Origin of the sequence: Gelidibacter salicanalis, from assembly GCF_016469035.1 — a bacterium.
GTDB classification, from domain to species: Bacteria; Bacteroidota; Bacteroidia; order Flavobacteriales; family Flavobacteriaceae; genus Gelidibacter; species Gelidibacter salicanalis_A.
Genome location: NZ_JAEHJZ010000022.1, coordinates 18,187 through 41,921, shown reverse-complemented (window position 1 = coordinate 41,921; position 23,735 = coordinate 18,187). Strand labels below are relative to the sequence as shown.

Sequence of the window (23,735 nt, the reverse complement as noted above, 5' to 3'; positions counted from 1 at the left end):
GACGGCAAACCAACCGGATTCATCAACACAATAGTCAGCTCTGGCCTATCGGCGAGCCGTTCTTAGTTATTGGCAAATCGTCCTTTTTTCTAATTGTTATTGTTCTGGTTAATTTTGTTAAATTAGGGAAAATTTATTTATCATGAGAAAATCAGAATCTGTTACAAAGTTTGCGAATTTGTTTGTTAAGTTTTTAGAAGAAAAGGACATTAATGTATTGATAGGATTGAAAAGAGAAATCCTAGTTCTATATAAAACTATCCCTTTTAACGAATCTAAAACAATCATAAAGAATCAAGAATGCGTTTATTAGATATTACTACAGATTCATATATTAATAACATTGCTAATACAGACGCTTTATCTCTTCTTTTTGGAGATTTTCATAGACTTCTAATACTTCTTCCCGAATCTCTTTTAGATGATTGAGGTTTTCAATTTTCTTATTCAAGTATTCTATTTCTGATTTTAGCGATATAGTTAGTTGTTCAATTAATACATTTTACATTTAATTTCTATTTTGACACGGGATACCGCAAGTTTAATTACTTTATATTTATCTATTAAAAATAAACTTTATATGAAAAATTCACTTCTACTATTTTTTATTGTTGCTTTTATTTCTTGTTCATCAGATGACAGCTCTTCAAATAACTCTCCTTATAATCCTCCATCTTGGATTCACGGAACTTGGGGACTTGCTAAAACTGAATTCTCTGACGAAAATCCTTTTTATAAATTTACTTCCGATAATGTTTGTCAATTAACCCAAGTTTCTTCGCTATGTTGGAAAGAGTCAGTTATGGACTTCCCACAAATTCATTCAGGCTCAGACAGCAGTTCTGACACTATTTATGAATCGAAATTTGTTAGCGTTGGCGGAACTACAATTACTTTGAACTTTCAAAAAGTATCTTCGTCAAAAATTCTGTGGTTAAATAGTGGTTCCTCTGAAATTGAACTTGTAAAACTAAAATAACTATGTTCACACTTGAAGTTCTAGATTCTATCCTTGCATCTTTTCATAAAGAGACAACCCATAAGAAATATTTTAAAACTATAGAAATTCTCCTTTATCAAAATATTATTTATAAGAATAAACTAACACATTTGATGATAGAAAAATCTTTGGAAAAACTTATTTCAGATAATTATGTTGTTAAGATAACCTCCGAAACTCTAACTAAAGATTCCACAGATATATTTACTTATGAGCTTACTTGGGAAGGAAATTTCTTTTTATTCCAAGGAGGTTATATGGGAGAATATTATAGAGAGAACGAAGAAAAACAACGTTTAATTAAAGTTGAGAAGGAGCAATTAACTAACGCCCAAAAAATAGAGGAACAATCCAAAAAGATGACGTCCTTAACAAGAGTTCTTGTTGTTTTGACTGCTGTAGCCTCTTTATACTACCTGATGGAAATTGGGAGATTTCTATATCCACATCTTTATAAGTATTTTTAGCTACACTCCTTGTAGATATATAATACCAAATTCCCATTACAAGTCCTGTAATGAATAAGGTTGTTACTGTTAACATTATAAATAATCCTGCTATTAGTATCATTTTTAGTTATTGTTTCTTTGTTTTTACGACGTTTCTTTTCTTGGATGTTTGCCAACAATGTTATATTAAACATTATGTTCTACGTCAGAAATTGTTTATTCTCCCAATGCCATCTGCAATAATTTTCAATTAACCATTCCTCTTTTTATGTTCCTTTCCTAAGTCCTCAAGAACTTTTACAATCTCTGGGTTATATACAGTTACTTCTTTACCAGTTTTTTTATTGACAATTGTAACTTTAAGTGGAAGATTCTTAGTCTTAGTCAGATTATCAAACTCGTTTTGTAAAACCTTTCCAAGTCCAGTATCTACAGGTGACTCTTCATTTATAATCAAATCATGATATCCTACTTCTAATAATTCAATAAGTTTGTTCGTATGTTCATTATTAGGTTGATAGACATTATTCATCCATTGACTAACCGTAGTATGGTGCACATCAAGTAAAACAGCAATTAATTTATTATTAACCCCTTTAAGTTTAGCCACTTCTTTTATTCTATTCCTGACTTTATTATTAATCATTTTAAAACAATGTTTTTTTTATAACAAAAGTTTGGGTATTACTCAAACTTTTGTTATGTTTGTATTATAATTAATGCGACACTAATAGTTAGGCGCTTAGCGTTTTAACTCATGATGTCTCTCTATATGGGAATAATCCGGTAAATTGTCACCCTAGAGAGTCAACCATAAGGTCGCCTTATTTGGATTTTTCATATCTTTGAATCTTCCAATGGGCGGTCTATGCGTTTGTACTTCGATGGGTAAGAGATTTATCTCTAAGGTTTTCGACCGGATTTCCACACATTATCGAAGGAGCTAGACCACTTGTTGGTTATTTTCAAAACTTCATAATATTTCCCTAAGAGAAACATCGTTCCATAATTTCAATTGTGAGAACGATTTTTTGTTTTTAGCCAGTAGTCTTCACTACTTTCTTAGAAAGAAAATGGCTTCAAAAAATCATACTCGCAAGAGATGCTGTAATAGTTGGGTGTGACACCTAAATATTGCAACATCCAAAACCGCCCTAGGTTCCCCATTTTTTGGAAGAAACCCAGTTTGGTGCTTATTTTAAAACGCGACAGCTTAAAAGTAGTATCAATCTTAACGTTTTCCAAATGTTTTGAGGTTTTACCTAAAATATAGGACAGAAAGGGCTTTTACAAAACAATACTAACATTTTAAAACCAACTCATTTGCCTATGCTTACACCTCATAACTGATACCATACAACACCAATGGAGCTTGCCATAAATACCTCGCTATTGCCAACTGCAATCCTCCATCCCTAAGAAATGGCAGCACTATAAAAAAATAGTGCCACATAGCGAGCAATTGGATTTAGTCTTTTGGGAATGGGCTGCCGGTTAATGGAAAACTGGTTAAGGCCGGCGGCCCCGCTTCCCTTATCACTTAATATAGATGCCTATGACATAAAATTTACAAAAAAATAAATTGGTCAACCTATAGATTGACCAAAAAAAAGACCCGCTCCCAGTTTTCGACGACGTTGGAGCAGGCCAAAAGTTAAAATAAATGTATCACTTTAACCATTACAAAACTATGACAAAAAATCATAACTTGTGTAGGCGGCCGCGTATATATGCCTGCTGTCTCTTCTTCCTAAGTATTTCCCTGACCCTTTCTGCCCAAGACCTGCTGGTCTCCGGCCAGGTTACCAATGGGCAATTGCCCATCTCTGGCGCCAATGTGCTTATAAAAAACACCAATACGGGTGTGGTATCTGATTTTGACGGGCGCTATACCCTTACGGCCAGACCAACGGACAGCCTCCAAATTTCCTATTTGGGCTATACCTCCCTTACCATCCCCATCCAAGACCGCAGTACCATCAACATCATCATGTATGAAGATGCCACCGCCCTGGGCGAGGTACGCATCAATGCGGGGTATTACAGTACCACTGACCGTGAAAAAACGGGAAGTATTGCACGGATTACGACCAAGGATATTGAAAAACAGCCGGTCAATAACCCGTTAGGGGCCATGCAGGGTTATCTGTCTGGGGTAAATATTGTCCAGAATACGGGCGTTCCGGGTGGTGGGTATGACATCCAGATCAGGGGAAGGAATTTTATTAACGGAGGCACCGTTCCATTGTACATCATTGATGGTGTGCCCTATGGGTCGCTCTCATTGGAATCTGCCGATATCTCTGCGGGCATCAACGGCGCTGATATCAGTCCGCTAAACGCTATCAACCCTTCCAATATCGAAAGCATTGAAGTTTTAAAAGATGCCGATGCCACTGCTATTTATGGCGCTAGGGGCGCCAATGGCGTAGTCCTGATCACTACCAAAAAAGGAAAGGCAGGAGCCACACAGGTAACTGTAAACCTAAGCAGTACACTCGGGCAGGTGTCCCATTTTCTGGATCTGCTGAAAACTCCCGAGTACTTACAATTAAGACGGGAAGGCATTATTAATGATGGCCGCGGGGATCGTTTGGAAAATCCACAGTTTAATTACCTGTATCCTGAACTTAAAACGTGGAGCCAAAATCGTTATACTGATTGGCAAAAAGAACTTATTGGTGGCACGGCCTACCGCAATGTTGCGCAGCTCTCCGTATCGGGAGGTGGTGCCCAGACCCAATTTTTAATCAGCGGTGGGTATCAAAAGGAAACCACGGTTTTTCCGGGAGAGTCGAATTACAAAAAAGCTTCTGCGCTCAGTAACATCAACCATCAATCCAGTAATGAACGGCTCAATATTACCATGACCGCCAATTACACGAGTGAACAGAACCAAATGCCCCGCACGGATTTGTCGGGTGTGGCCTATAGGTTACCGCCCAATGCGCCCGAGCTCTACACACCAGAAGGTGAGCTTAACTGGGAAAACAACACTTGGGACAATCCTTTGGCAACGTTGGAGGAAGATTATAATGTCCGTATAAATACCCTGCTGACCAATGTGGGCGTTGCTTATAAATTACTTTCCAAACTGGAATTGAAAGCGAATTTAGGATATAACACCTACCAGCTTGACTCCTATAAATTGCTGCCCAATACGGCCAGAAATCCCAAGTTTGGGTTCACGCCGCAAGGGTATTCTTCAATCACGACAAATAACAGCTCACGCAACAGTTGGATTGTGGAACCACAATTGCACTGGAAGGAAAATTGGAAGGATCTTGATCTGGATGTCCTGGTGGGAACCACTTTTCAAAGTCAGACTTCAGAACAGTTGGTACTTAAGGGCAGAGGATTTTCAAGCAATAGCCTGTTAAAAAATATTGCCGCAGCAAATAGTATGGAAGTCAGGGAAGCGGACGATAGTGACTATAATTATCAGGCTTTTTTTGGTAGGGTCAACTTAAAATTAAAGAATACATACATACTAAACCTGACTGGCCGACGGGATGGCTCTTCACGCTTTGGCCCCAACAGGCAATATGGGAATTTTGGAGCCGTCGGTGCTGCTTGGATATTTTCAGAAGAAGCTTTTTTGAAGACCAATAAAATCCTTAGCTATGGAAAAATCAGAGGCAGCTACGGTACCACCGGGAGTGACAATATAGGCGATTATAAGTTTTTAAATACCTATAACGTTACCGGTTCCAATTACAACGGCACCTTGGTTTTGGAGCCTACCGGAATCTTTAATCCCCTATTTGGTTGGGAAGCCAATAAGAAAATGGAAGCAGCTCTGGAGCTGGGCTTCCTTAAGGATCGCATTGTAATAAATACGGCCTGGTACCAAAATAGATCCTCAAATCAACTGGTCGGGATTCCATTGGCAGCTACCACTGGCTTTGGCAGTGTGACGGGTAATTTTGATGCTACTGTTGAAAACACGGGGTTAGAGATAGATTTAACTAGCATTAATATCCGTAGTGCAGACTTTCAGTGGAAAACTACATTTAATATCAGCGTTCCCAAAAATAGATTGGTAAAATTCCCCGGTTTGGAAACCTCCACCTTCTCATCCGACTATATCATTGGCGAACCCTTATCTATTATTCGTCTCTACCGATCGCTTGGGGTAGACCCTCAAACTGGTATCTATCAATTTGAAGATTATAATCAGGACGGTGAAATAACCAGCCTGGACGATCGGAATTTTATTGAAGATTTGGCGCCCAAATTCTTTGGAGGTCTTGGAAACACGGTCACTTATAAGAATCTTTCCTTGGATGTTTTTTTCCAATTCAAAAAACAAAAGGCATTTAACCATTTAAGATATGCATCGGCACCTGGGATTCTAAACAATGCACCTTCCTATTTTTATGACAGATGGCAAAAAGCTGGAGACATAGCACCACTAATGATGGCTACCAGTGGCGGTAATTTTAGTTTATTCCCCAGCAGGTTCAATTATAGTTCGAGCAACAAAGCGTTTTCCGATGCTTCTTTTATAAGGCTCAGAAATGTTTCTTTGAATTATAACCTCCCGAAGGGAAACAATAAAATGGCGATAAGCATCTATCTGCAGGGTCAGAATCTATGGACGGTCACAAAATTTGATGGTCCCGACCCTGAGCAACCTTCACATGTGGCCCTGCCCCCCTTGCGTCAAATAACCTTGGGCACTCAAATTGGCTTTTAACTTAAAAACAATCTCATGAAAAATCACATTTCCCATTTAATATTCCAATCAAGATTCTACTCTAATGGTATCCATTTGAAAAGGTACCTTAAAACCTGCTGTTTATTTTTGGCTGTGGTGTCCTGCTCTAATTTTATTGAAGTGGATGCACCAAAAAACGTCCTGATTTCGGAAACCGTTTTTGAGAACGCTTCAACCGTAGAATCTGCCATGGCAAATATTTATTACCGTATGAGAGAGGAAGGAATGGCCACCTATGGATTAAGTGCCCATCTGGGACTCTATGCCGACGAGTTGGACTACTATTATGCTGATTTCAATTTACTCTCCCTTTATACCAATAGTCTACTGCCAGAAAATTCTATCGTTTTGGAATATTGGAAAAACACCTACAGCATTATTTATGCAACAAATGACGTCATTGAAGGGGTTACTAAATCAACCACGTTAACCGTAGAGGAAAAAGAAAAATTCAAGGGACAAGCTTTATTTATACGTGGTTATCTGCATAGCCTATTGGTTTCCCTTTATGGTGACATTCCCTACATAAAAACAACCGATTATATAGAAAACAACACTACTGCACGTAGGCCCAAAAACGACGTTTACCAAAGCATATTGGCAGATGTGGTTTTAGCGCAAAGTCTCATGACTACCGATGATCCAACAGGGATGTCTGTTATTCCAAACCGATCTGCCGCCACTGCGCTTTTAGCCAACATCTATTTAAAATTGGAGAATTGGGAATTGGCTGAACACAATGCTACCGAACTTATTGAAGCTTTTCAGCTGGAACCGGACCTCAACAAGGTGTTCATAAAAGACTCCAAGGAAACAATATGGCAATTTAAAGATGACCTGATTACCAGCAGGAACACCTTTCAGGCCAATCAGTTTATTATAAAGGCCATCCCCGGCCAAACATATTCTCTCACCAATACAGTGTTGGACGCTTTTGAAACGGATGATCTGAGACGTTCGAGTTGGGTTGGGAGCTTCACCAGCAACGATGGATTGACTACCCTATACTATCCCTATAAATATAAGGCCAGTTTGAGCGACAAGGAATCTTTGGAATTCTCCATTGTTTTTCGATTGGCAGAGCAGTACCTGATCCGTGCGGAGGCTAGGGCACATCTAGGGAATGTATCGGGTGCCAAAAACGATTTAGATGTTATTAGAAATCGCGCGGGCCTGGAGGCCACTACCGCTGCAACAAAAGTGGATATATTGGATGCGATCCTACAGGAACGTTTTGTAGAATTATTTTCGGAGCAGGGACATCGGTGGTTCGACTTAAAACGTACAGGCAGGGATGGCGACATATTAGGCGCTTATAAACCCAATTACCAACCCACTGACGCACTGTGGCCTATCCCAGAAACTGAACTGGAGATTAACCCCAAACTGAGGCCTCAAAATTCTGGATATTAATTGACTTTTAAAATTGGGCTTGGCATTCTGTAATTGAAAGGAATCCCCTGCCTATCATCCTTCTTTACCAAATAAAACCGCAATAAAAATGAGATTGTATGTATTAATATTCTGTATGCTGATACAATTCAAAAGTTTTAGCATACCTAAAGTAACACAGCTTGAAGCTATCAGTGAGCGTTTAGAAACGGAAAAGACCTTTGATTCCAATTTCATCAGCGCATCCCTAGAAAATGACAAACTCTATTTTGGAATACCTGTAGCAATGCTCAACCAGCCCATGCTGTTGGTCAATCACTTTGATGGCCTTAGCATTGAGTTTAAGAACATCGTCTGGAAGATCCATGATAATCGGATTTTTCTGGAATCTTCCTCTACTGTCCAATCCTCGTCAGGGGTCATCATTCCCGTTGAGAAAGACCAACCCTTGAGCCAAAAGATTATATCCATATTTCCAATCTTAAAGGAAAAGCGGACCGACCAAAATATTTGGATTAATGCCACTGACCTGTTTACAGATCATACAATAGCCAAATGGAACCTCTTTTCTGAATTGAGAGCTCTAAAGGAACATTCGCGTATAACTGATGTCAAATATCTTCCAAACGAAATTATTGTAAGGACTCTGCAGGTAAGTTCAGAAAATGGTGAAACTTGGTCTTCATCGGTTGACTTTAGTGTTTATCTTCTGCCCAAACCAATGACACCCAGGCTATTTGACCATCGTATGGGGTTTGGCAGCGAAGATCAATCCAGTTCCAGTACCATTAATTATAAACCAGAAAGTCCGCTCGCAAATATTACCAGATGGCGCTTGGAAAAAAAAGATAGTGATCTGCCAATGAGTGAACCCATCAAACCAATAACCTTTTTTTTACCAATGGACATCCCAAAAAAGTGGACACCTTATGTGAAAGCTGGCATTTTGGAATGGTTGCCAGCATTTGAAGCAGCAGGTTTTAAAAATGCCCTTGTGGTAAAAGAGGTCTCCCATGGGGATTCAGATTTACATTTTAACAGTGTCAACAGTTCTATGGTGAGATGGGGAGATCAACGCGATGTTAGAGGATTTGAAGATGCCGAAGGAGGCACTGTAATGACGATAGTGGATCTAAGATCCGGTGAAATTTTAAAATCAGATCTATTCATCGGTGCATCCTATTTAAGTTTAATGGATAGGTATTTTGTAAGTTGTGCTCCCTTGGATGACCGCACCCTGCACTATCCTTTTCCCGATGAATTAACGGGAGCATTGATCCAATCTCTGGTTGCACATGAGGCAGGCCATGCTTTTGGTTTAAGAGATGGCCATTATGGAGAGTATGCCTATCCCTTCGAGAAAATGCGTGATGCCGAATGGTTAAAGACCATGGGTCACACCCCTAGCATCATGACCTATGCCAGGAATAACAACCTTCCTCAACCAACAGATCATATCCCGGCATCACTACTACTTCAAAAAGTTGGTCCAACTGATTTGTACAGTATTCGATGGGCCTACACACCATATGACGACACAACCCCTGATGTTGAAGGCACTGCTTTAGAAGCGATGGTTAGGGAACAAGATTCAGTAGCCTGGTATAGATACAACATACCTGTTTACGAACAAATTGGACCAGGATCTACAAATGAAGTTGTTGAAAATAATGATCCCATAAAAAGCACCGTGCTAGGATTAGCCAATCTAAAAAGGGTGATTGAACTATTGCCCATCGTCAACCAGAACCAAAAAGATTATGCGCTTATAGAACGACTTTACGGACAAATTCTGACCTATTGGTATAAGCAAATGGAACATGTGATGTCCTTAATCGGTGGTTACCAAATTCAATATAAATGCCCATCCCAACTAGGCGGTGTATATACCCCCATTCCCCGCATTGTTCAGGAGGAAGCGATGACCTTCCTGATCAAACATGCGTTTTCCGCACCTGAATGGTTGGTCAATCCATCATTTTCTGATACATTCAAATATTCGACGTATCGAGATCAGCTTATGGAATATCAAAAATTAGTGTTATTTGAACTCATAAGCCAACGCAGAATGAAACGATTTGGAAGGATGGAGTTCCATACCGACTATAAGGGCATATCACATCAAATGTTGACCACATTACAATCGGGTCTGTTTGCGGAACTAAATACACCTATACCCAAAGTAAATTCTCGAAAACAGGAAATACAACGCATATATATTGATGCGTTAATGGAAGCGATTTCCCAAAAGGGAGGAACATTAAATGCTGTGGGAAACACCATGTATGATGGTCGCTCCAAAAGTCTGTTTATGAATAATTTAGTAATCCTTAAAAAAGAACTGACAAAACAGGTAAAGAAAAAGATGGACCCTGAAACCTCGGGTCATTTAAAACTGCTATTACACCAGATGGATGGCATTCATTAAAACACAAGATAACTATTAGATAGCAGAAAAGGTGTCAACTGTGACACCTTTTCATCAAAACTTCAATCACCTCTTATTGTTTTTTAATAAATAAGGGTGTAGACAGATCCTCATCTGCAAATAATTGAAAGTCTTGGTACATACAAGGAATTTGTCCAACTGTAGGACAATCTGTACCCCCTGTCAATCGCTGAACACCAGGAATTGCAGGATCATCGTAAAAAGCAGGGCTACTATTTGTAGTCTCTGTTGCAAATGCCAATCCCATTGCAAAAACTACTGCAATAATTGGCAATACGGATTTAAAAACTTTTGTTTTCATAATATTTAAATTTATAAATTATGATCTACTCTATTGTTCAGGTTTTCGATCTTCCCCTGTCACTACGTAGTATTTTTGTAATTGAAATCATGTTTCCGGTTCCTTTCTATTAGAATTCCAATCAAGTCCTGCCCAATAAAAAAAACATTAAAAATCAAATGCTCCTTCCACCCCAACGCGTCCAATACGCCACCGCAGGAACAGGGGACATTGGCAGCAAGATTTATTATGGTAAGGATATATGCGGTAAACAGGAGTATCAGGAAAAAGGAGAGATAGAAACCCAAAAGGCGGGTCTTTCCAAAACATAACAAACCCGCGATCAGCAGTTCTAAGAGAATTACCCCATGAGATACCCAGGCTACAAACCCACCAAAAAATAAAAATTGCTCCAATTGTGCTTGAAAGGTTTCAAAATCCAAGAGTTTACTCATCCCTGCATACACGAACAACAGGATGAACAGCAAACTGACCACCGGCGGTATATTTTTCAGGAAAGATCTTGGCACTTTCATATCATTTGATTTGATATGGTAAAGGTCGTTACTTACATTTGATCTTAAAGGAGTATTATTTGCCTAATCGGGATTAATTTACTTGTAGTCAATACTATATGTCTTTGAAAAATCAATTTTTACGGAGCTCACTTGGAGAAAACCCATATCGGTTTTTGAAGGATCTCGAAAAGTGCGACATCGTTTTAAAACCTGACATCTGGGATGTGTCAGAAGTGCTTTAGGGGCATACGGTTGGTTTTCTTTAATCTGAAAGTCCATTCCCTTGAAGGTTCGTTGATGTTCAATTTTTACATAGTATTTTATATCATCGATGGTAATGGGTCGTCCATTGATTTCACGATTAAACGAAGCCACACAATCCTTCATAATCTCACGGGTGTATTTTTATAGATCCTCGCTATGGTCCTGCAACCGTTTCAGTTCGTATTTTGAGGAGTCTACGGTAATAGAATAAAACCGTGGTTCGTGCTTTTCAAGTTTTGCAGTATTGCCATCAATTTCCCTGACCACTTCCTCCCCTAAAATGCCCTCGCCATATTGGTTAAAGAAATGTTCCTTTTCCTGTTGCTCCAAGCCTTGGTTTTCCTTCTCCAGATAGCCAACAAAATCAGTCGAACTTTTAGAATAATTGCCTCCCATTTTTTGAGCTGTGATCGTGAGGTACATTACCTATAATTTAAAGTTCATTTTTGAGATTTTGCTTTTACCGCTTCGCTCTCCCTTTGGTCGTGAATCTCGTAGACTCGATTTCGCGAAAGTGAACTTCCTTTTTTTCCTCGGCATATTTCTTTTCCACTATCAAAGGTTTTTTGTTTGGCTGTTCTGTCTCAAAAAGGGATTGAATCATTGCAACCGTAGGCTTGGTTTGGGTCTTTTCAACATCCCTTATTATAGCGATTACTGCATTGATTCTTTTAAGCAACTTGGCTTCGATGGTTCTCCCTGTCGGACCTAATTTTTCTTTTGGTGATATCTCGTTATAGAAGAAAAAGTCAAGAATGGCTTCCATCGTTTCCGTATGTGTCTTGAAGTGTTTTTTTGAAAATTCCTGAAAACGTTTGGCAGTTTTCCTTTTGAACCTGATGGTGATGAATGAATCCATTTTCTTTCGCTTTTTTGTGTGTTTGACGTAAATCCATCCCAGTTTACAGGTGGTTTCGGGGCATTTGACGCAAATTGATGAAATCTAAAAAATCAATTAATTTTCAAGTAATTGAAAATCAATTATTTATAAACTAAAAGGAATATGTAACGTGGCTCTGCCCGTTACCCTCTTGCTAAACCGTTCGGTAATTTTCTTTTCAAAAACGGTACGCCGGATATATTCGCTAAGGCTCAATCCTGAGGCTGCTGACTTAATATTCAAGAGCTTCTTTTCGTAGATGGAACATCTGAACTTGACCAGATCACTTTTCCCCTTAAACACTCTTTTTTTTTCTTTGCGACCATCGGGAGCAAACGAGAATGTGTCCACAGACACACATCTCGAATTCCTACCCAGAATAATTCCCATTCCATTGGCATCCGTTTCCATATCCAATTCCACACTTTCAGAATATTTGAGTAATTGGGCAGGAATCTTTAGAACCTGCTGCTGTTTCTTGTCCCGTTCAATTTCATTCTTTTCTCTCATGGCACAAAAAGTCGTTTAAATCCTTATGGTCTTTATAACCGTAACTTCCATCCAGAACATGGCCGTATTTGTTTGTCAAATAAAGTGCTGCCTTTTTTCCCGCTTCATCGTTATCTAAATAGAGATGTACAAATTCATAACTTGAAATATGCACCTCAATATCTCTGATAAACGCAAGGGAGTTCAAAACTAAAATATCTGAAACGTTTATCAAAGTTTCATTCATTACGGCCAGGGATAGCAAATCAAACATCCCTTCTAAAATGACAAGCTGCATATTGTTCTTTTGGAGATAGGTATAGGATTTAGGGCTACATCCATTCTTAAAAATCTTATTGCGCAATTCCCACCCGTTCTTATTGTTCCGTAACCCAATCGCAAAAAATTTAGAGTTCTTAAAACTGTACCACACTTCATGGCAATAGGTATCGGCAATATGTAATGGAATCCCTCTCAGATTCAAATACTGGATCAATGCCGGGTGTTTGATGTTCTGAATTTTAGTGGTGGTTATCCCAATGTCATTCGTGTTGAAATTTTGTTGCTGTTGAAAAGAAAAAGAAGGCCAATCTTGATTCAAATACGCCAGAGCTTCTTTCACCGAACAATTCAAAATCCTACAGACCAAATCAATCACATTGCCTCCCATTCCTTCTCCATGGTCGTACCATCGGTTCATGGTTCTGGAGACTTTAAAAGAGGCTTGGGCTTCTGACCTGAAAGGACTCAGAAACCTAGCTTCTTTTTCCGCTGTTTTTACGGGAAAGTGCCCGAGTTTTGCCAGCGCCTTTTCGATGGGAAAAGCTCGGGCTCTTTCACAGTTTATTTTTCTTTTCATCAGCTTCTTCTTTTATAAGTTAGTATTTACCTACCTAGTTACCTATGCCAGTAATCATAAGGCATATAACAAAAGGTAAGTTCCTTTTTATGTTACCTAACTTACCTATTGAGGTCGTTAGGTAGGATTGAGGTAACTTCTTTTTAAATGATCTTACCTAAATAAACCCAAGCATTCTTTGGGCATTAGAACCATTAGGTAAGTAGGTAGGTTGTTTTATAGTTTTTTTGGTACTTCCAGTTCCCAAGGGCTGTTTTTAAAAATCGCTTTTGCCAAATAACCGTACACCTGTCTTTGGGGATGTTTGACTTTTTGAAAGTTAAAGCCAGAGAGTGCCCTTCCAAGATTGATGTGGTTCAACCGCACGTTGAGACAGGACAAGGCAACCATAACATCTGTGGCCGTCACAAAATCTTCAATGTCGTCGGAGCTTTCGTAATACTTGGCAACCATCTCCTGTTCGGAAGTCAGTTTTGTATACCGTTTGTTGCGCTCTTCATTTTCGTTCACATCTTTTGCGGAGAGTTCAGGATTAAAGGTTTTATCAATGTATGCAAGATGGTACGCCTGAGTCCATACGTTCTTTATATTTACTTCATTGGAATAGGAGAAATCGATCACGTCCTTTAATTCAAAACAAAGCCATCTTACCGATCCTGTTTCATCATTTAGAAACGAAGACATATTGGTGGAACCCATAAATGAACAGATTCTGGGCAATGTGGTGTTTTTCCGATCGTAGGGTAAACGTTCATTAATAAAGGTCTTGGAGAAAAAAGCTTTCAGGGCGTTGACATCCTTTTTTGAAAGCACGGCCAATTCATCCAGATTGTATAAAAAATTCCGACATAACTGAATTCTGGCATCTTTATCATTGCTGATGTCCTCGGCCATATATTCTGCAAGTTCCGGTGGGCATAAAAATCGGCACCAAGTAGATTTCCCTGAGCTCTGTCCTTTATGGCTTATAATAAGCGCCTGCTTATTGAAGTAACCAGGTTCCAAAGCACACTTTATGGATCTTACCAACCATTTTTTAAAGTGATACAGAAAGACCTCAGGTTCGTAGATGGGCAAATAGGACGCTAATTTTGAAATATGGTCCACTCCGTCCCACTTTGGCAGCGACTTAAAATACTCCTGAATGGGATTGTATTTTTTAATAAGCTCGGACTTTATGAGTATTTCAAGCTTGGCAGGATTGATCTCAACACCTGCTTTGTTCAGTTCGATGATCAAAGAATTCAAATTGATGTAATTCCATTCTTTATGACCTTTTAACGATATCTGAAAATCGTGTGAGATCTCATTATAGAGGATATCATATTTTCCATATAGATAGTCGATCGCATAATCGAAAATTGTTTTCTTTTTGGGATTTTTAACAATATATAATTGCTGTTTATTTGTTTCCATAGACGTTGGCTTTAGTGAATTAGAATTAGCACATGTTGCTGATCAAATACGCTTATTCCTTAAGGAATAGGCCAATGCCTCACTTTCTATATCGTGTTGCGATTTTCGCTTGTTTTGAAGTAGCCATTCCACAAGTTTACGTTTCTCGAAAAAGAGCATTTTACCGTTGGGTTTGGAGTGTGGAATTTTCCCTGAAGAGGTCAGTTTGTAGAGATAGCTTCGGGATATGCCTGTATAATCACAGGCTTCATTAAAGGTCAAAACTTCTTTTTGTCCGACCATTAATTTTTCTAGACGATCCAATCGTTCAATTAATAATACAGTGTCCATTTTTAATAGTTTTTAATGATTAAAATGAACAAAAGCGCTTTTGTTTTCCCTTATGGGATGATGTAAATAAAAGTATAAAAAGAGGCTGTTGAAAGAAAATAGAATCGTGCGAAGTTATACACAACAACTTATGAACCAGTAAATTACACCAAATTAAACCAAATGATTTGACGAGAATTTCATTTAGCTCTTTATGTCATCATATAGCATTAAATGATACATCATAAAACAATGGGAAAACAGCCTTTTTGGGCGTTATTTTGAGTTATTAACAATGAAAGTTAATTACGCTTAGCCATAATGAGGTTTCAAAACTCTGATATTCTGATTTGGACACTTTTAAAAGTATGAAATACATTGAAACTCGAAAGACGTGAACTCAGAAAATGTAGTGCAACGAAAAGTGATTTTTTGAAATTTGTGCATTTCTTTTGATCTATTTTATCGCTTTTATGCGCTTGCAATCAAACCAAACAAGTATGTATCATCTTCCTCCCTTAGCCGACGTAGAATTGTCCTTGGTCTAATAATATTATGAAATCAGACTATAATGCTTATTATTGAAGATAAATGACTTTAAAAATCCAGATACGATGTGTAACAGTTTTAAATTATTCTTTGTAATTGTATTTCTCTTAGGTATTTCTACAAATACTATTAAAGCCCAGAAAACGGGTAACATCGTTGAATACTTCGGTAAAGAAAAAATCAATGAAGTGAGCGAAGGTGAAGTGTTACATGTTTTTAAAACTGGAATGGCATTACAAATGCAGAATATAGGCTTTGAATCCTCTTCTTTTCCGAACGATCCTGTTTTTAATCGTTTCCTAACTGATAATCAATATAGAGCCGTCAAAGAATCAACTTTTGATATTGACTTTTTAGGAAATCCAACACAATGGCAATCCATAAAAATTGATAGTACGAGCAGTTTTTCTGGCAGTAATTTAAGGTCGGCTTATGTGTATCTAACTTATACCTCCAATTCAGAACAGATTGTACTCTTTGAAGCTTCAGGACATTCAGTTGCTTTAATCAACGGTTTCCCTCACGAAGGTGACCACTACGATTTTGGCTATAGTCTTATTCCTATAAAACTGAAAAAAGGAGAGAATATTTTCATACTAAAGGTGGGGCGTTTCCCGCGAATTAGAGCAAGATTGATCACGCCTTCCATCGGCCTCCAATTTACATCAAGAGATATGACCATGCCCGATATTCAACAAGAAGAAAGCAAAACATACAAAGGCGCAATTAGAGTGGTAAATGCCACTGAAAACTGGATAAATGGGGCGATTATTGAAGCAAAATTAGCAGATCATACCACAAATACGATCATTGCTAATATTCCGCCCTTATCAGTACAAAAAGTTCCATTTTCATTTACTTTAAACGCCGGGGATGCCTCAAAAGAAAGTGGTGACTTACAATTAAACTTAAAAGACAAAAAAGATACGACTTTAAACAATCAAACAGTAACCATAGAAGTAAAATCAAAATACAAACATCATAAAAAAACGTTTGTTAGCGCTATAGATGGAAGCGTGCAATATTATAGTGTGGCACCATCAACAACCAAAGAAGCATCACAAGCTATGTTTTTATCTGTGCATGGCGCATCAGTTGAAGCGGTGAACCAAGCCAATGCTTATGCTCAGAAAGATTGGGGTACTCTGGTTGCACCCACCAACCGCCGCCCGTTCGGATTTGCTTGGGAAGATTGGGGCAGATTGGATGCTTTGGAAGTATTGGCAGATGCAAAAAACATCTATAAACCTGATGAAAGTAAAATTTACCTCACTGGACACTCTATGGGAGGTCACGGTACTTGGTATTTGGGAGCTACATATCCTGACAAATTCGCCGCCATTGCGCCTTGTGCAGGTTATCCTGATTTATTGGCGTATCGCGATGGATTTTCAAGAGCATTGTTAGAAATGGCACCGGAACAATTAGAAGAAAGAGGAATTTCAGCAAAAAGCGTGGAGCGTATGAAGTTGGCACCCATTAATACACCTCTGCAAAATATTATTGAAAGAGCAGGTACACCTAGTAGAACCTTAAAATTGGAACGCAATTATTTACAAAGTGGAGTCTATGTTTTGCATGGCGAAAAAGATAATGTGGTTCCTACTGCTATTGCAAGGGAAATGAGAGAACGTCTGGGCAAATTCCATAATGACTTTACATATTATGAGTATCCTGATGGTACACACTGGTATGGTAATCACAGTGTAGATTGGCAACCAATTTTCGACTTTTTCAAACAGCGCACTATTCCACAAAATTCAGAAGTTAAGAAATTAGAATTTTTTACGGGATCTCCAGGAGTTTCTGCAACATCCCATTTTATGACCATTCATCAACAAATAAAGCCTTTTGAGGTCAGTTCCTTTGATTTCTCTAAAGAAAACGGTTTCAATATGACCACAAATAACGTGGCATTACTGGAAGTCGATTTATCGACTTTAACCGAAACTATAAATGAAATTACGCTTGATGGAGATACATTGAAAGTGTCTTCAAATCTTAAAAATTTCTTTAAAAAGGATAACGACAAATGGATAACGACCTCTAAGCCATCCTTAAGCGAAAAAGGTCCACATAGAAACGGTGGATTCAAAGATGCCTTTAGAAATAATGTCGTTTTTGTGTATGCAACAAATGGTTCTACTATAGAGAACGATTGGTATTACCATAAAGCTCTTTTTGATGCTGAGACATTTTATTATCGTGCCAACGGAAATGTAGAAATGATTAAGGACACAGATTTTTCCCTGAAAAAATACGCTGATAGAAATGTTATCGTTTATGGAAATAAAGATAATAATTCCGCTTGGAAAGTTCTGTTGAAGGATAGTCCAATTCAGGTTAAAAACAACGAAGTGCGTATTGGCGATAAAATACTGTCAGGAAACCAATGGGGCATGTATTTTACAGTACCTAGAAAGGACAGTGATGTGGCGACTATCGGTGTCATTACCGCTACAGGGGATTTGGGAATGAAAGCAGCTTATGCTAATCACTATTTAGTAAACGGGACTACTTTTCCTGATGTCGTTCTATTTAATAGCGATTTGTTAAACGAAGGTACTGACGCCGTGAAACATGCTGGTTTTTTTGGTAACGATTGGTCTATAGAAAATGGAGATTTTGAGTGGAAATGAAAAATGAATGTGGATAAAATTTTAATAAACAGTTATGGAATTAAAGCCTATTAAATCTGAGAAAGATTACCGAGACGCTCTTGAAAGGTTGGAAGTAGTTTTTGATGCGCCAATCGATACAAAAGAAGGCGACGAAGCGGAAATACTTTCATTGCTTATCGAAAATTACGAAAACGAACATTACCCAATTGATCTATCTGACCTATAATTTTTATGGTTATGTTATCGATAATGATTAAAGAGGATATTTTATCTTTAATGAACTGTATAGCGCTCTAACTTTCATTCGCCAATGAATACTTGCTTCGTGCCAAGATTTGCTATTCTCGATATTTAGAATATTATCGTGTGAGCGGATCAAAAAACAAGAGAGTATAGAGAGAAACCTGATAATTTCCGTAATTCTTTAATCGTTTGCAGTAACGTAGAAGAAACAACGTGCATTTTATAAGGCGTAACGATAGAATGGTTTAGTACCATATCTGTTACTAACCAATTCACATACTTCATTACTAATATTTTCTTTAGTATCCTTCAGAATCTCTACAATCTCGTTTTTAGAATAATACTCCTCTAATAACTTAATGTCTTTAAGAAAAGAATCTTTGGTAGTGGCATATAAAGCTCTTGGAATGATAATAACCTTATCTCTTTTAAGAGATAATTTACTACTATCCATATCCCAAAACACATATTTAGGAAATACTTTTGATATGTCTATTTTGTTTCTCAAACCTTATTTTTATTTATTCAAATACTTGAAGTAAAAGAAAAAATCTTATACAAATATAGGAAATTGGACATAATTGCCCTGAAGATCTTCAGTCTAAGAAATATTCAAGACTGGAATACTATTAGCCGCTTCCTTCATTTTTGTATCAATTATTTTGGCATAAATCTGCGTAGTTCTTATCTCTCTATGTCCAAGACGTTTGGAAACCGTATAAATATCCGCGCCGTTTTCTAATAACAGAACTGCATTGGTATGTCTTGCACTATGAAATGTAATATGCTTTGATACGCCTGCACGATTGCACCAGCGCACTATTTCGTTATTATAAACTGCTGAATACTTTAGACCTACAAATACGCGATCATTGGGAGCACAACGCTCGCCTAACAATTCACGGGCTTGATCTGAGATATAAAGATATTCCACGCCATCAGTTTTCTTTTGCCTAAAGTTCACACGACTAATACCATCTTCATCACGTACCTCTGACCAAGTCATGGCATTAATATCTGACCATCTTAAGCCTGATAAGCATGAAAATAAAAAAGCACGTTTCAAAACTTCATATTTACATTCAGTATTGGCTAAGGTCTGTAACTCCTGAAAAGTTAGATATTCGCGTTGGCTTTCTGCTTGTTCAAAGGACTTTACTTTTGTAGCATAGTTAAGTGCTAAATAGCCTTCGTCAAAAGCAGCTCTAAGGGTCGCTTTAAATTTATTGAAATAGGAATATTTAGAATTGAGTGATAAAGGTAAATCGCTTTTTGTTCGTGCTTCCTTATCGATGTATTTCCGTACGCGGTTAACCAAGGCTTCGTCAATATCATCAAAAGTAGTGTTTGGAGAAATACAGCGCTCAAAATGTATTAGTGCGGCCGTCCAATTGCCATAGTTTTTAGGACTATCATAGCGCTCTTCTGCTTTTTCTCGAAAGAATTCTAAAAATCGTCTGATGCCTTTTGAGGTGGTTTTAAGATCAAACTTGCCTTGATAATATTCTGCTTCCCGAATAGCAAGAATCTTTTTGGCTAATTCCATCGTTTCCTTGTTCTCTTTTCTTTCAATAGCATTCTTCGGCTCACCATGTAAATTCATTTTCAGATTTTCATAGTCGCGAATGTGTTTTCTTTTGCCTTCTGGGGATATCTCCGATCCTTTGTAGTACTCTATTAGCAAGCTAATTTTTCCACTTGGCAGTTTGCGTTCTTTTAGTGTTATCTTCATTATGTGGTACGTTTGTACTACATAATTTAAAAATGTAGTACATGTGTGGTACCAAAAGTAATACTAAAAGAAATAGAAAGAAAAATTTTAACACTATAACTTACTGTTTATCAATCAAAAGAAGATATTAAGCAAGCATCGGAAATCAATTTTATTTGCCGATGCAAAAATTTGCAAAAATATTCCCCAACAAATCATCATTGGTAATCTCACCAGTAATCTCTCCAAAATGCAATAGCGCTTGCCTGATGTCAATGGCTAATAAATCGCCGGATAGTCCAGAATCCAAACCATATTTTACGTTTTGGATCTCTTCAAAAGCTTTTAATAGCGCATCATAATGTCGTGTATTAGTCACAATGGTTTCATTGTTTCTCAGGGCTCCTGTATTGATTAAATTTAGCAAGGTGTCTGTTAATTTCTCTACCCCAACACCTGTTTTAGCAGCAATAGGAATGAGGTGTGCCGTGTGAGGTGTGAGCTGCGTTGTAATATTGGCAAGTTCACTTTCTGAAATCTGATCAATTTTATTGAGAATGATTAACAGTTGTTTTTGAGGAAATTTATTCTTTATTTTTTCAATCTCTACGGTAAACGATTGCACCGCCATAGGATCAGAGGCCAACTGTACACTACTTATTAAGAACATCACCACTTGGGCCTGCTCAATTTTTTCGAAGGTTTTCTTGATACCGATGCTTTCTACAACGTCTTCAGTTTCTCTGATGCCAGCGGTGTCAATAAAACGGAACGCCATCCCTCCTATTACAATCTCATCTTCAATTGTGTCTCGGGTCGTACCCGCTATTTCAGAAACGATAGCGCGTTCTTCATTCAGTAAGGCGTTCAGCAAGGTGGATTTTCCCACATTTGGCTCTCCTACAATGGCTACAGGAATTCCGTTTTTGATCACGTTACCCACCGCAAAAGAATCGATCAACCGTTTTAAAACGTGAATGATTCTAGTGATCAACTTATAGAACTCATCCCTATTGGCAAATTCTACATCTTCTTCTGCAAAATCGAGTTCCAATTCAATCAAACTGGCAAAATTCAACAACTCATCCCGTAAATTTTTGATCTCATTGCTAAATCCACCACGCATTTGTTGCATAGCAATTTTATGGGATGCTTCGCTATCACTCGCAATTAAATCGGCAACGGCTTCTGCCTGACTGAGGTCCAATTTACCGTTCAAAAAGGCTCTTAAGGTAAATTCGCCCGCATTCGCCATACGACAACTGTTCTTAAGAAATAGCTGAATGATCTCCTGTTGAATATACAGACTGCCATGACATGAAATTTCAATCACGTTTTCACCTGTGTAAGACTGTGGATTCTTAAAAATAGTCACCAAAACCTCATCAATAATGCGAGGACCATCTATGATATGACCTAAATGCACCGTATGTGTTTTTTGTGCTGATAAAAATTTACCTGAAACCGATCTGAAAAATTTTGAACCTATGGTTATGGCGTCCTGTCCTGAAAGTCGAATTACGGCAATGGCACCACTTCCTGATGGTGTTGCCAAAGCTACTATAGTGTCATTTGAAATCATACTTTGAGATTTATCAGTAAAACTATTTATAAACGTATTCTAATAGACGTGAGTTTTTATCTAAAAGTCTATTAAAGTTTACCCATTTTATGCATTACGAGTAACACAATAATAGGCACGGCTAACAACCCAACCATCAACAAGTCTGTTTGAAAAAGCGATGGTTTTAGCATTAAGGTCACCACATATCCGCCAATGGCACCACCAAAATGCGCATCATGTCCAATATTTCCCACTTTATTCTTCATCCCATAAATGGAATACATCAAATACAAAATCCCGAAGATATAAGCAGGAATAGGCAGCGGTATAAACAATAGACCTAATTGCATGGAAGGTTCCAATAAAATAGCGGCATACAATACCCCCGTTACCGCACCACTTGCACCTACCGCACTATAGTGGTGTTCATTTTTATGGAAATAGAGTGATAATAAATTTCCTAACAGCAAACTTGCTATATAAATGATCAGAAAATACAGAGTTCCTAAGTGGTATATTACCACAGGTGCAAAAAAGTATAGGGTAAACATGTTAAAAATAAGGTGCATCATGTCTACATGCAAAAATCCGGAACTAAACATTCTGATTTTCTCCCCTCGGGTGATCCCGCCCACATTGAATTTATAGCGTTCAAAAAAACTATAATCGTTAAATCCTTTATAAGAAATAATGGCGTTTGCCGCGATTACAATAATGGTGACCAAATCTAAATTACCCATAAACTCGAAACGTATTAATTATATTTAAGCATATCTTTGCACCTGCAAATCTAATATTAAAAAATGCAATTTCTCGTTTACATCTTGGTTTATCCATTAATTTGGTTGATTTCAATATTGCCTTTTCGATTGCTCTACGCCTTTTCTGATGGTCTATATATTATCATCTACAAACTTATGGGATATCGAAAAAAAGTGGTACAGGACAATCTTAGATTAGTTTTCCCAGAAAAGCCACAAGCTGAGATTGATACAATTACAGAAAAGTTCTATCACCATTTTTGTGACATGATGGTGGAGGCGATTAAATCTATTACCATTTCTGAAAAATCGATGAAAGAACGGTTTAAATTTACCAATGTTGAGCTTATTAATGATCTTGAAAAGCAAAACAGAAGTATCGTCTTAATGTGCGGACATTATGGAAGTTGGGAATGGATTTTTATTCTCCAAAAATACGTGTCCCACAAAGGTTACGCGGTTTACAGCAGGTTAGGCAATAAATATTTTGATCGGTTGGTAAAGCGGATTCGTGCTAAGTATGACAGTACGCTGATTACCACAAAAGAAACTGTACCTACCCTCACCCAAACCAAAAAGAATGGCGAATTGACCATTAATGGATTTGTGTCAGATCAAACCCCGCGTGTGGCCAGGGCTTTCCATTGGAATGAATTTATGGGAATTAAAGTGCCTATCCACACAGGAGCTGAAATGCTGGCCAAAAGATTGGACATGTCTGTTGTATTCTTTAGAGTGAAACGTTTGAAGCGCGGGTATTACGAAACCACGTTTGAAACGCTTGCAGTCGATCCGAATAACTATCCAAATTACGAAATAACGGACATTTTCACCAAGAAAGTGGAACAGCAAATTTACGAAGCGCCACAATACTATTTATGGACCCACCGCCGTTGGAAACATCGAAATTCAGTGCCAGAGGCGTTTAAACAAAGTGTTAGCGCGCAGAGGTATTAAGACGCTAAGCTATTTTAATGAGTTTGTGATTATTGTATGCAGTCGAAAAGACAACTCAAGATGTTAATTTTCTCATGTAGGTATTTCGTGCAATTTGTGTCTAAAAACTACGCCTAACGCAATTGAAACATCTGCGAACTCACTGCACCATTTAAAAATAACATTATTCAAGTTCCAACAGTGTTTCGTGTAAATTCGTGCAATTCGTGTCCAAAAACTACACCTAACACAAGTGAAGTATTTTTAAATACATTGTGCACATTAAATTCCAACAGTGATTTGTGAGAATTCGTGCAATTCGTGT

Annotated in this window: 20 protein-coding genes and 1 pseudogene; 8 read left to right on the top strand and 13 right to left on the bottom strand. The window is 37.9% G+C overall.

Going from position 1 to position 23,735, the window contains the following annotated elements; genetic code table 11:
- Nucleotides 1-580: 580 nt before the first annotated feature.
- A complete protein-coding gene (locus tag JEM65_RS10045) occupies nt 581-979 on the top strand; it encodes a hypothetical protein (protein ID WP_199599041.1) in 399 nt (132 codons plus the stop codon).
- Between the two features lie 2 nt (nt 980-981).
- The gene (locus tag JEM65_RS10040; RefSeq protein ID WP_199599040.1) at nt 982-1,467 is read left to right on the top strand and encodes a hypothetical protein; all 486 of its coding nucleotides are present in this window, start codon (nt 982-984) and stop codon (nt 1,465-1,467) included.
- A gap of 232 nt (nt 1,468-1,699) precedes the next feature.
- On the opposite strand, the gene JEM65_RS10035 is transcribed toward JEM65_RS10040, so the two are convergent.
- On the bottom strand, nt 1,700-2,095 hold the full coding sequence (locus JEM65_RS10035) for a helix-turn-helix domain-containing protein (protein WP_199599039.1): 396 nt from the start codon (nt 2,093-2,095) through the stop codon (nt 1,700-1,702).
- Nucleotides 2,096-3,139: 1,044 nt separating this feature from the next.
- On the opposite strand from JEM65_RS10035, the gene JEM65_RS10030 reads away from it, so the two are divergent.
- The 3 genes from JEM65_RS10030 to JEM65_RS10020 all read left to right on the top strand — a co-directional run bounded on the left by JEM65_RS10030 (nt 3,140) and on the right by JEM65_RS10020 (nt 9,989).
- Nucleotides 3,140-6,148 carry a SusC/RagA family TonB-linked outer membrane protein gene (locus JEM65_RS10030; protein WP_199599038.1) on the top strand — a complete coding sequence of 1,003 codons (3,009 nt, stop codon included), beginning with the start codon at nt 3,140-3,142 and terminating at the stop codon, nt 6,146-6,148.
- A 15-nt stretch (nt 6,149-6,163) separates the two neighbouring features.
- Complete coding sequence (locus JEM65_RS10025; RefSeq protein WP_199599037.1) at nt 6,164-7,582, top strand: RagB/SusD family nutrient uptake outer membrane protein; 1,419 nt, start codon at nt 6,164-6,166, stop codon at nt 7,580-7,582.
- A gap of 115 nt (nt 7,583-7,697) precedes the next feature.
- Nucleotides 7,698-9,989, top strand: a complete 2,292-nt coding sequence (locus tag JEM65_RS10020) for a zinc-dependent metalloprotease (protein ID WP_199599036.1) — start codon at nt 7,698-7,700, stop codon at nt 9,987-9,989.
- Nucleotides 9,990-10,062: 73 nt separating this feature from the next.
- Here the strand turns inward: JEM65_RS10020 and JEM65_RS10015 are convergent, their stop codons facing one another.
- From JEM65_RS10015 to JEM65_RS09975, 8 genes and pseudogenes are all read right to left on the bottom strand, one after another.
- A complete protein-coding gene (locus JEM65_RS10015) occupies nt 10,063-10,311 on the bottom strand; it encodes a DUF6520 family protein (protein ID WP_199599035.1) in 249 nt (82 codons plus the stop codon).
- A 62-nt stretch (nt 10,312-10,373) separates the two neighbouring features.
- A complete protein-coding gene (locus tag JEM65_RS10010) occupies nt 10,374-10,826 on the bottom strand; it encodes a MauE/DoxX family redox-associated membrane protein (RefSeq protein WP_199599034.1) in 453 nt (150 codons plus the stop codon).
- Nucleotides 10,827-11,039: 213 nt separating this feature from the next.
- A pseudogene (mobB, locus tag JEM65_RS10000) lies at nt 11,040-11,495 on the bottom strand (MobB family relaxase); the annotation flags it as partial.
- 37 nt (nt 11,496-11,532) lie between these two features.
- Nucleotides 11,533-11,931, bottom strand: a complete 399-nt coding sequence (locus JEM65_RS09995; protein WP_199599033.1) for a BfmA/BtgA family mobilization protein — start codon at nt 11,929-11,931, stop codon at nt 11,533-11,535.
- 126 nt (nt 11,932-12,057) lie between these two features.
- Nucleotides 12,058-12,462: a plasmid mobilization protein gene (locus JEM65_RS09990; protein ID WP_199599032.1), complete on the bottom strand. Its 405-nt coding sequence runs from the start codon at nt 12,460-12,462 to the stop codon at nt 12,058-12,060.
- Complete coding sequence (locus JEM65_RS09985) at nt 12,446-13,300, bottom strand: toprim domain-containing protein (protein WP_233530606.1); 855 nt, start codon at nt 13,298-13,300, stop codon at nt 12,446-12,448. Before JEM65_RS09985 ends, JEM65_RS09990 begins: the two co-directional genes overlap by 17 nt.
- Before the next feature lie 216 nt (nt 13,301-13,516).
- Nucleotides 13,517-14,716: a VapE domain-containing protein gene (locus tag JEM65_RS09980; RefSeq protein ID WP_199599031.1), complete on the bottom strand. Its 1,200-nt coding sequence runs from the start codon at nt 14,714-14,716 to the stop codon at nt 13,517-13,519.
- Between the two features lie 42 nt (nt 14,717-14,758).
- Nucleotides 14,759-15,046, bottom strand: coding sequence for a helix-turn-helix domain-containing protein (locus tag JEM65_RS09975; protein WP_199599029.1), 288 nt, complete (start codon nt 15,044-15,046; stop codon nt 14,759-14,761).
- 560 nt (nt 15,047-15,606) lie between these two features.
- Between JEM65_RS09975 and JEM65_RS09970 the strand changes: the two genes are divergently transcribed.
- Together JEM65_RS09970 and JEM65_RS09965 are read left to right on the top strand one after the other, a co-directional pair.
- On the top strand, nt 15,607-18,213 hold the full coding sequence (locus JEM65_RS09970) for a prolyl oligopeptidase family serine peptidase (RefSeq protein ID WP_199599028.1): 2,607 nt from the start codon (nt 15,607-15,609) through the stop codon (nt 18,211-18,213).
- Nucleotides 18,214-18,247: 34 nt separating this feature from the next.
- Nucleotides 18,248-18,421, top strand: coding sequence for a hypothetical protein (locus tag JEM65_RS09965; RefSeq protein ID WP_306465087.1), 174 nt, complete (start codon nt 18,248-18,250; stop codon nt 18,419-18,421).
- A gap of 237 nt (nt 18,422-18,658) precedes the next feature.
- Here JEM65_RS09965 and JEM65_RS09960 read toward each other — a convergent pair whose 3' ends face one another.
- From JEM65_RS09960 to JEM65_RS09945, 4 genes are all read right to left on the bottom strand, one after another.
- Nucleotides 18,659-18,946, bottom strand: coding sequence for a DUF6922 domain-containing protein (locus JEM65_RS09960; RefSeq protein WP_199599027.1), 288 nt, complete (start codon nt 18,944-18,946; stop codon nt 18,659-18,661).
- A gap of 93 nt (nt 18,947-19,039) precedes the next feature.
- Nucleotides 19,040-20,170, bottom strand: a complete 1,131-nt coding sequence (locus tag JEM65_RS09955; RefSeq protein ID WP_199599026.1) for a tyrosine-type recombinase/integrase — start codon at nt 20,168-20,170, stop codon at nt 19,040-19,042.
- A gap of 151 nt (nt 20,171-20,321) precedes the next feature.
- Nucleotides 20,322-21,731, bottom strand: a complete 1,410-nt coding sequence (mnmE, locus tag JEM65_RS09950) for a tRNA uridine-5-carboxymethylaminomethyl(34) synthesis GTPase MnmE (protein ID WP_199599025.1) — start codon at nt 21,729-21,731, stop codon at nt 20,322-20,324.
- Nucleotides 21,732-21,802: 71 nt separating this feature from the next.
- Nucleotides 21,803-22,453 (bottom strand): rhomboid family intramembrane serine protease, encoded by a 651-nt coding sequence (locus JEM65_RS09945; protein WP_199599024.1) that lies wholly within the window; start codon nt 22,451-22,453, stop codon nt 21,803-21,805.
- A 63-nt stretch (nt 22,454-22,516) separates the two neighbouring features.
- Here JEM65_RS09945 and JEM65_RS09940 point away from each other — a divergent pair, with 63 nt between their 5' ends.
- A complete protein-coding gene (locus tag JEM65_RS09940) occupies nt 22,517-23,431 on the top strand; it encodes a lysophospholipid acyltransferase family protein (protein WP_199599022.1) in 915 nt (304 codons plus the stop codon).
- Nucleotides 23,432-23,735 lie beyond the last annotated feature (304 nt).

Bases quoted from the DNA above. Each gene is read 5' to 3' on its own strand.
- JEM65_RS10045 (WP_199599041.1), top strand. From the start codon at position 581: ATGAAAAATTCACTTCTACTATTTTTTATTGTTGCTTTTATTTCTTGT.
- JEM65_RS10040 (WP_199599040.1), top strand. From the start codon at position 982: ATGTTCACACTTGAAGTTCTAGATTCTATCCTTGCATCTTTTCATAAA.
- JEM65_RS10035 (WP_199599039.1), bottom strand. From the start codon at position 2,095: ATGATTAATAATAAAGTCAGGAATAGAATAAAAGAAGTGGCTAAACTT.
- JEM65_RS10030 (WP_199599038.1), top strand. From the start codon at position 3,140: ATGACAAAAAATCATAACTTGTGTAGGCGGCCGCGTATATATGCCTGC.
- JEM65_RS10025 (WP_199599037.1), top strand. From the start codon at position 6,164: ATGAAAAATCACATTTCCCATTTAATATTCCAATCAAGATTCTACTCT.
- JEM65_RS10020 (WP_199599036.1), top strand. From the start codon at position 7,698: ATGCTGATACAATTCAAAAGTTTTAGCATACCTAAAGTAACACAGCTT.
- JEM65_RS10015 (WP_199599035.1), bottom strand. From the start codon at position 10,311: ATGAAAACAAAAGTTTTTAAATCCGTATTGCCAATTATTGCAGTAGTT.
- JEM65_RS10010 (WP_199599034.1), bottom strand. From the start codon at position 10,826: ATGAAAGTGCCAAGATCTTTCCTGAAAAATATACCGCCGGTGGTCAGT.
- JEM65_RS09995 (WP_199599033.1), bottom strand. From the start codon at position 11,931: ATGGATTCATTCATCACCATCAGGTTCAAAAGGAAAACTGCCAAACGT.
- JEM65_RS09990 (WP_199599032.1), bottom strand. From the start codon at position 12,462: ATGAGAGAAAAGAATGAAATTGAACGGGACAAGAAACAGCAGCAGGTT.
- JEM65_RS09985 (WP_233530606.1), bottom strand. From the start codon at position 13,300: ATGAAAAGAAAAATAAACTGTGAAAGAGCCCGAGCTTTTCCCATCGAA.
- JEM65_RS09980 (WP_199599031.1), bottom strand. From the start codon at position 14,716: ATGGAAACAAATAAACAGCAATTATATATTGTTAAAAATCCCAAAAAG.
- JEM65_RS09975 (WP_199599029.1), bottom strand. From the start codon at position 15,046: ATGGACACTGTATTATTAATTGAACGATTGGATCGTCTAGAAAAATTA.
- JEM65_RS09965 (WP_306465087.1), top strand. From the start codon at position 18,248: ATGGAATTAAAGCCTATTAAATCTGAGAAAGATTACCGAGACGCTCTT.
- JEM65_RS09955 (WP_199599026.1), bottom strand. From the start codon at position 20,170: ATGAAGATAACACTAAAAGAACGCAAACTGCCAAGTGGAAAAATTAGC.
- mnmE (WP_199599025.1), bottom strand. From the start codon at position 21,731: ATGATTTCAAATGACACTATAGTAGCTTTGGCAACACCATCAGGAAGT.
- JEM65_RS09945 (WP_199599024.1), bottom strand. From the start codon at position 22,453: ATGGGTAATTTAGATTTGGTCACCATTATTGTAATCGCGGCAAACGCC.
- JEM65_RS09940 (WP_199599022.1), top strand. From the start codon at position 22,517: ATGCAATTTCTCGTTTACATCTTGGTTTATCCATTAATTTGGTTGATT.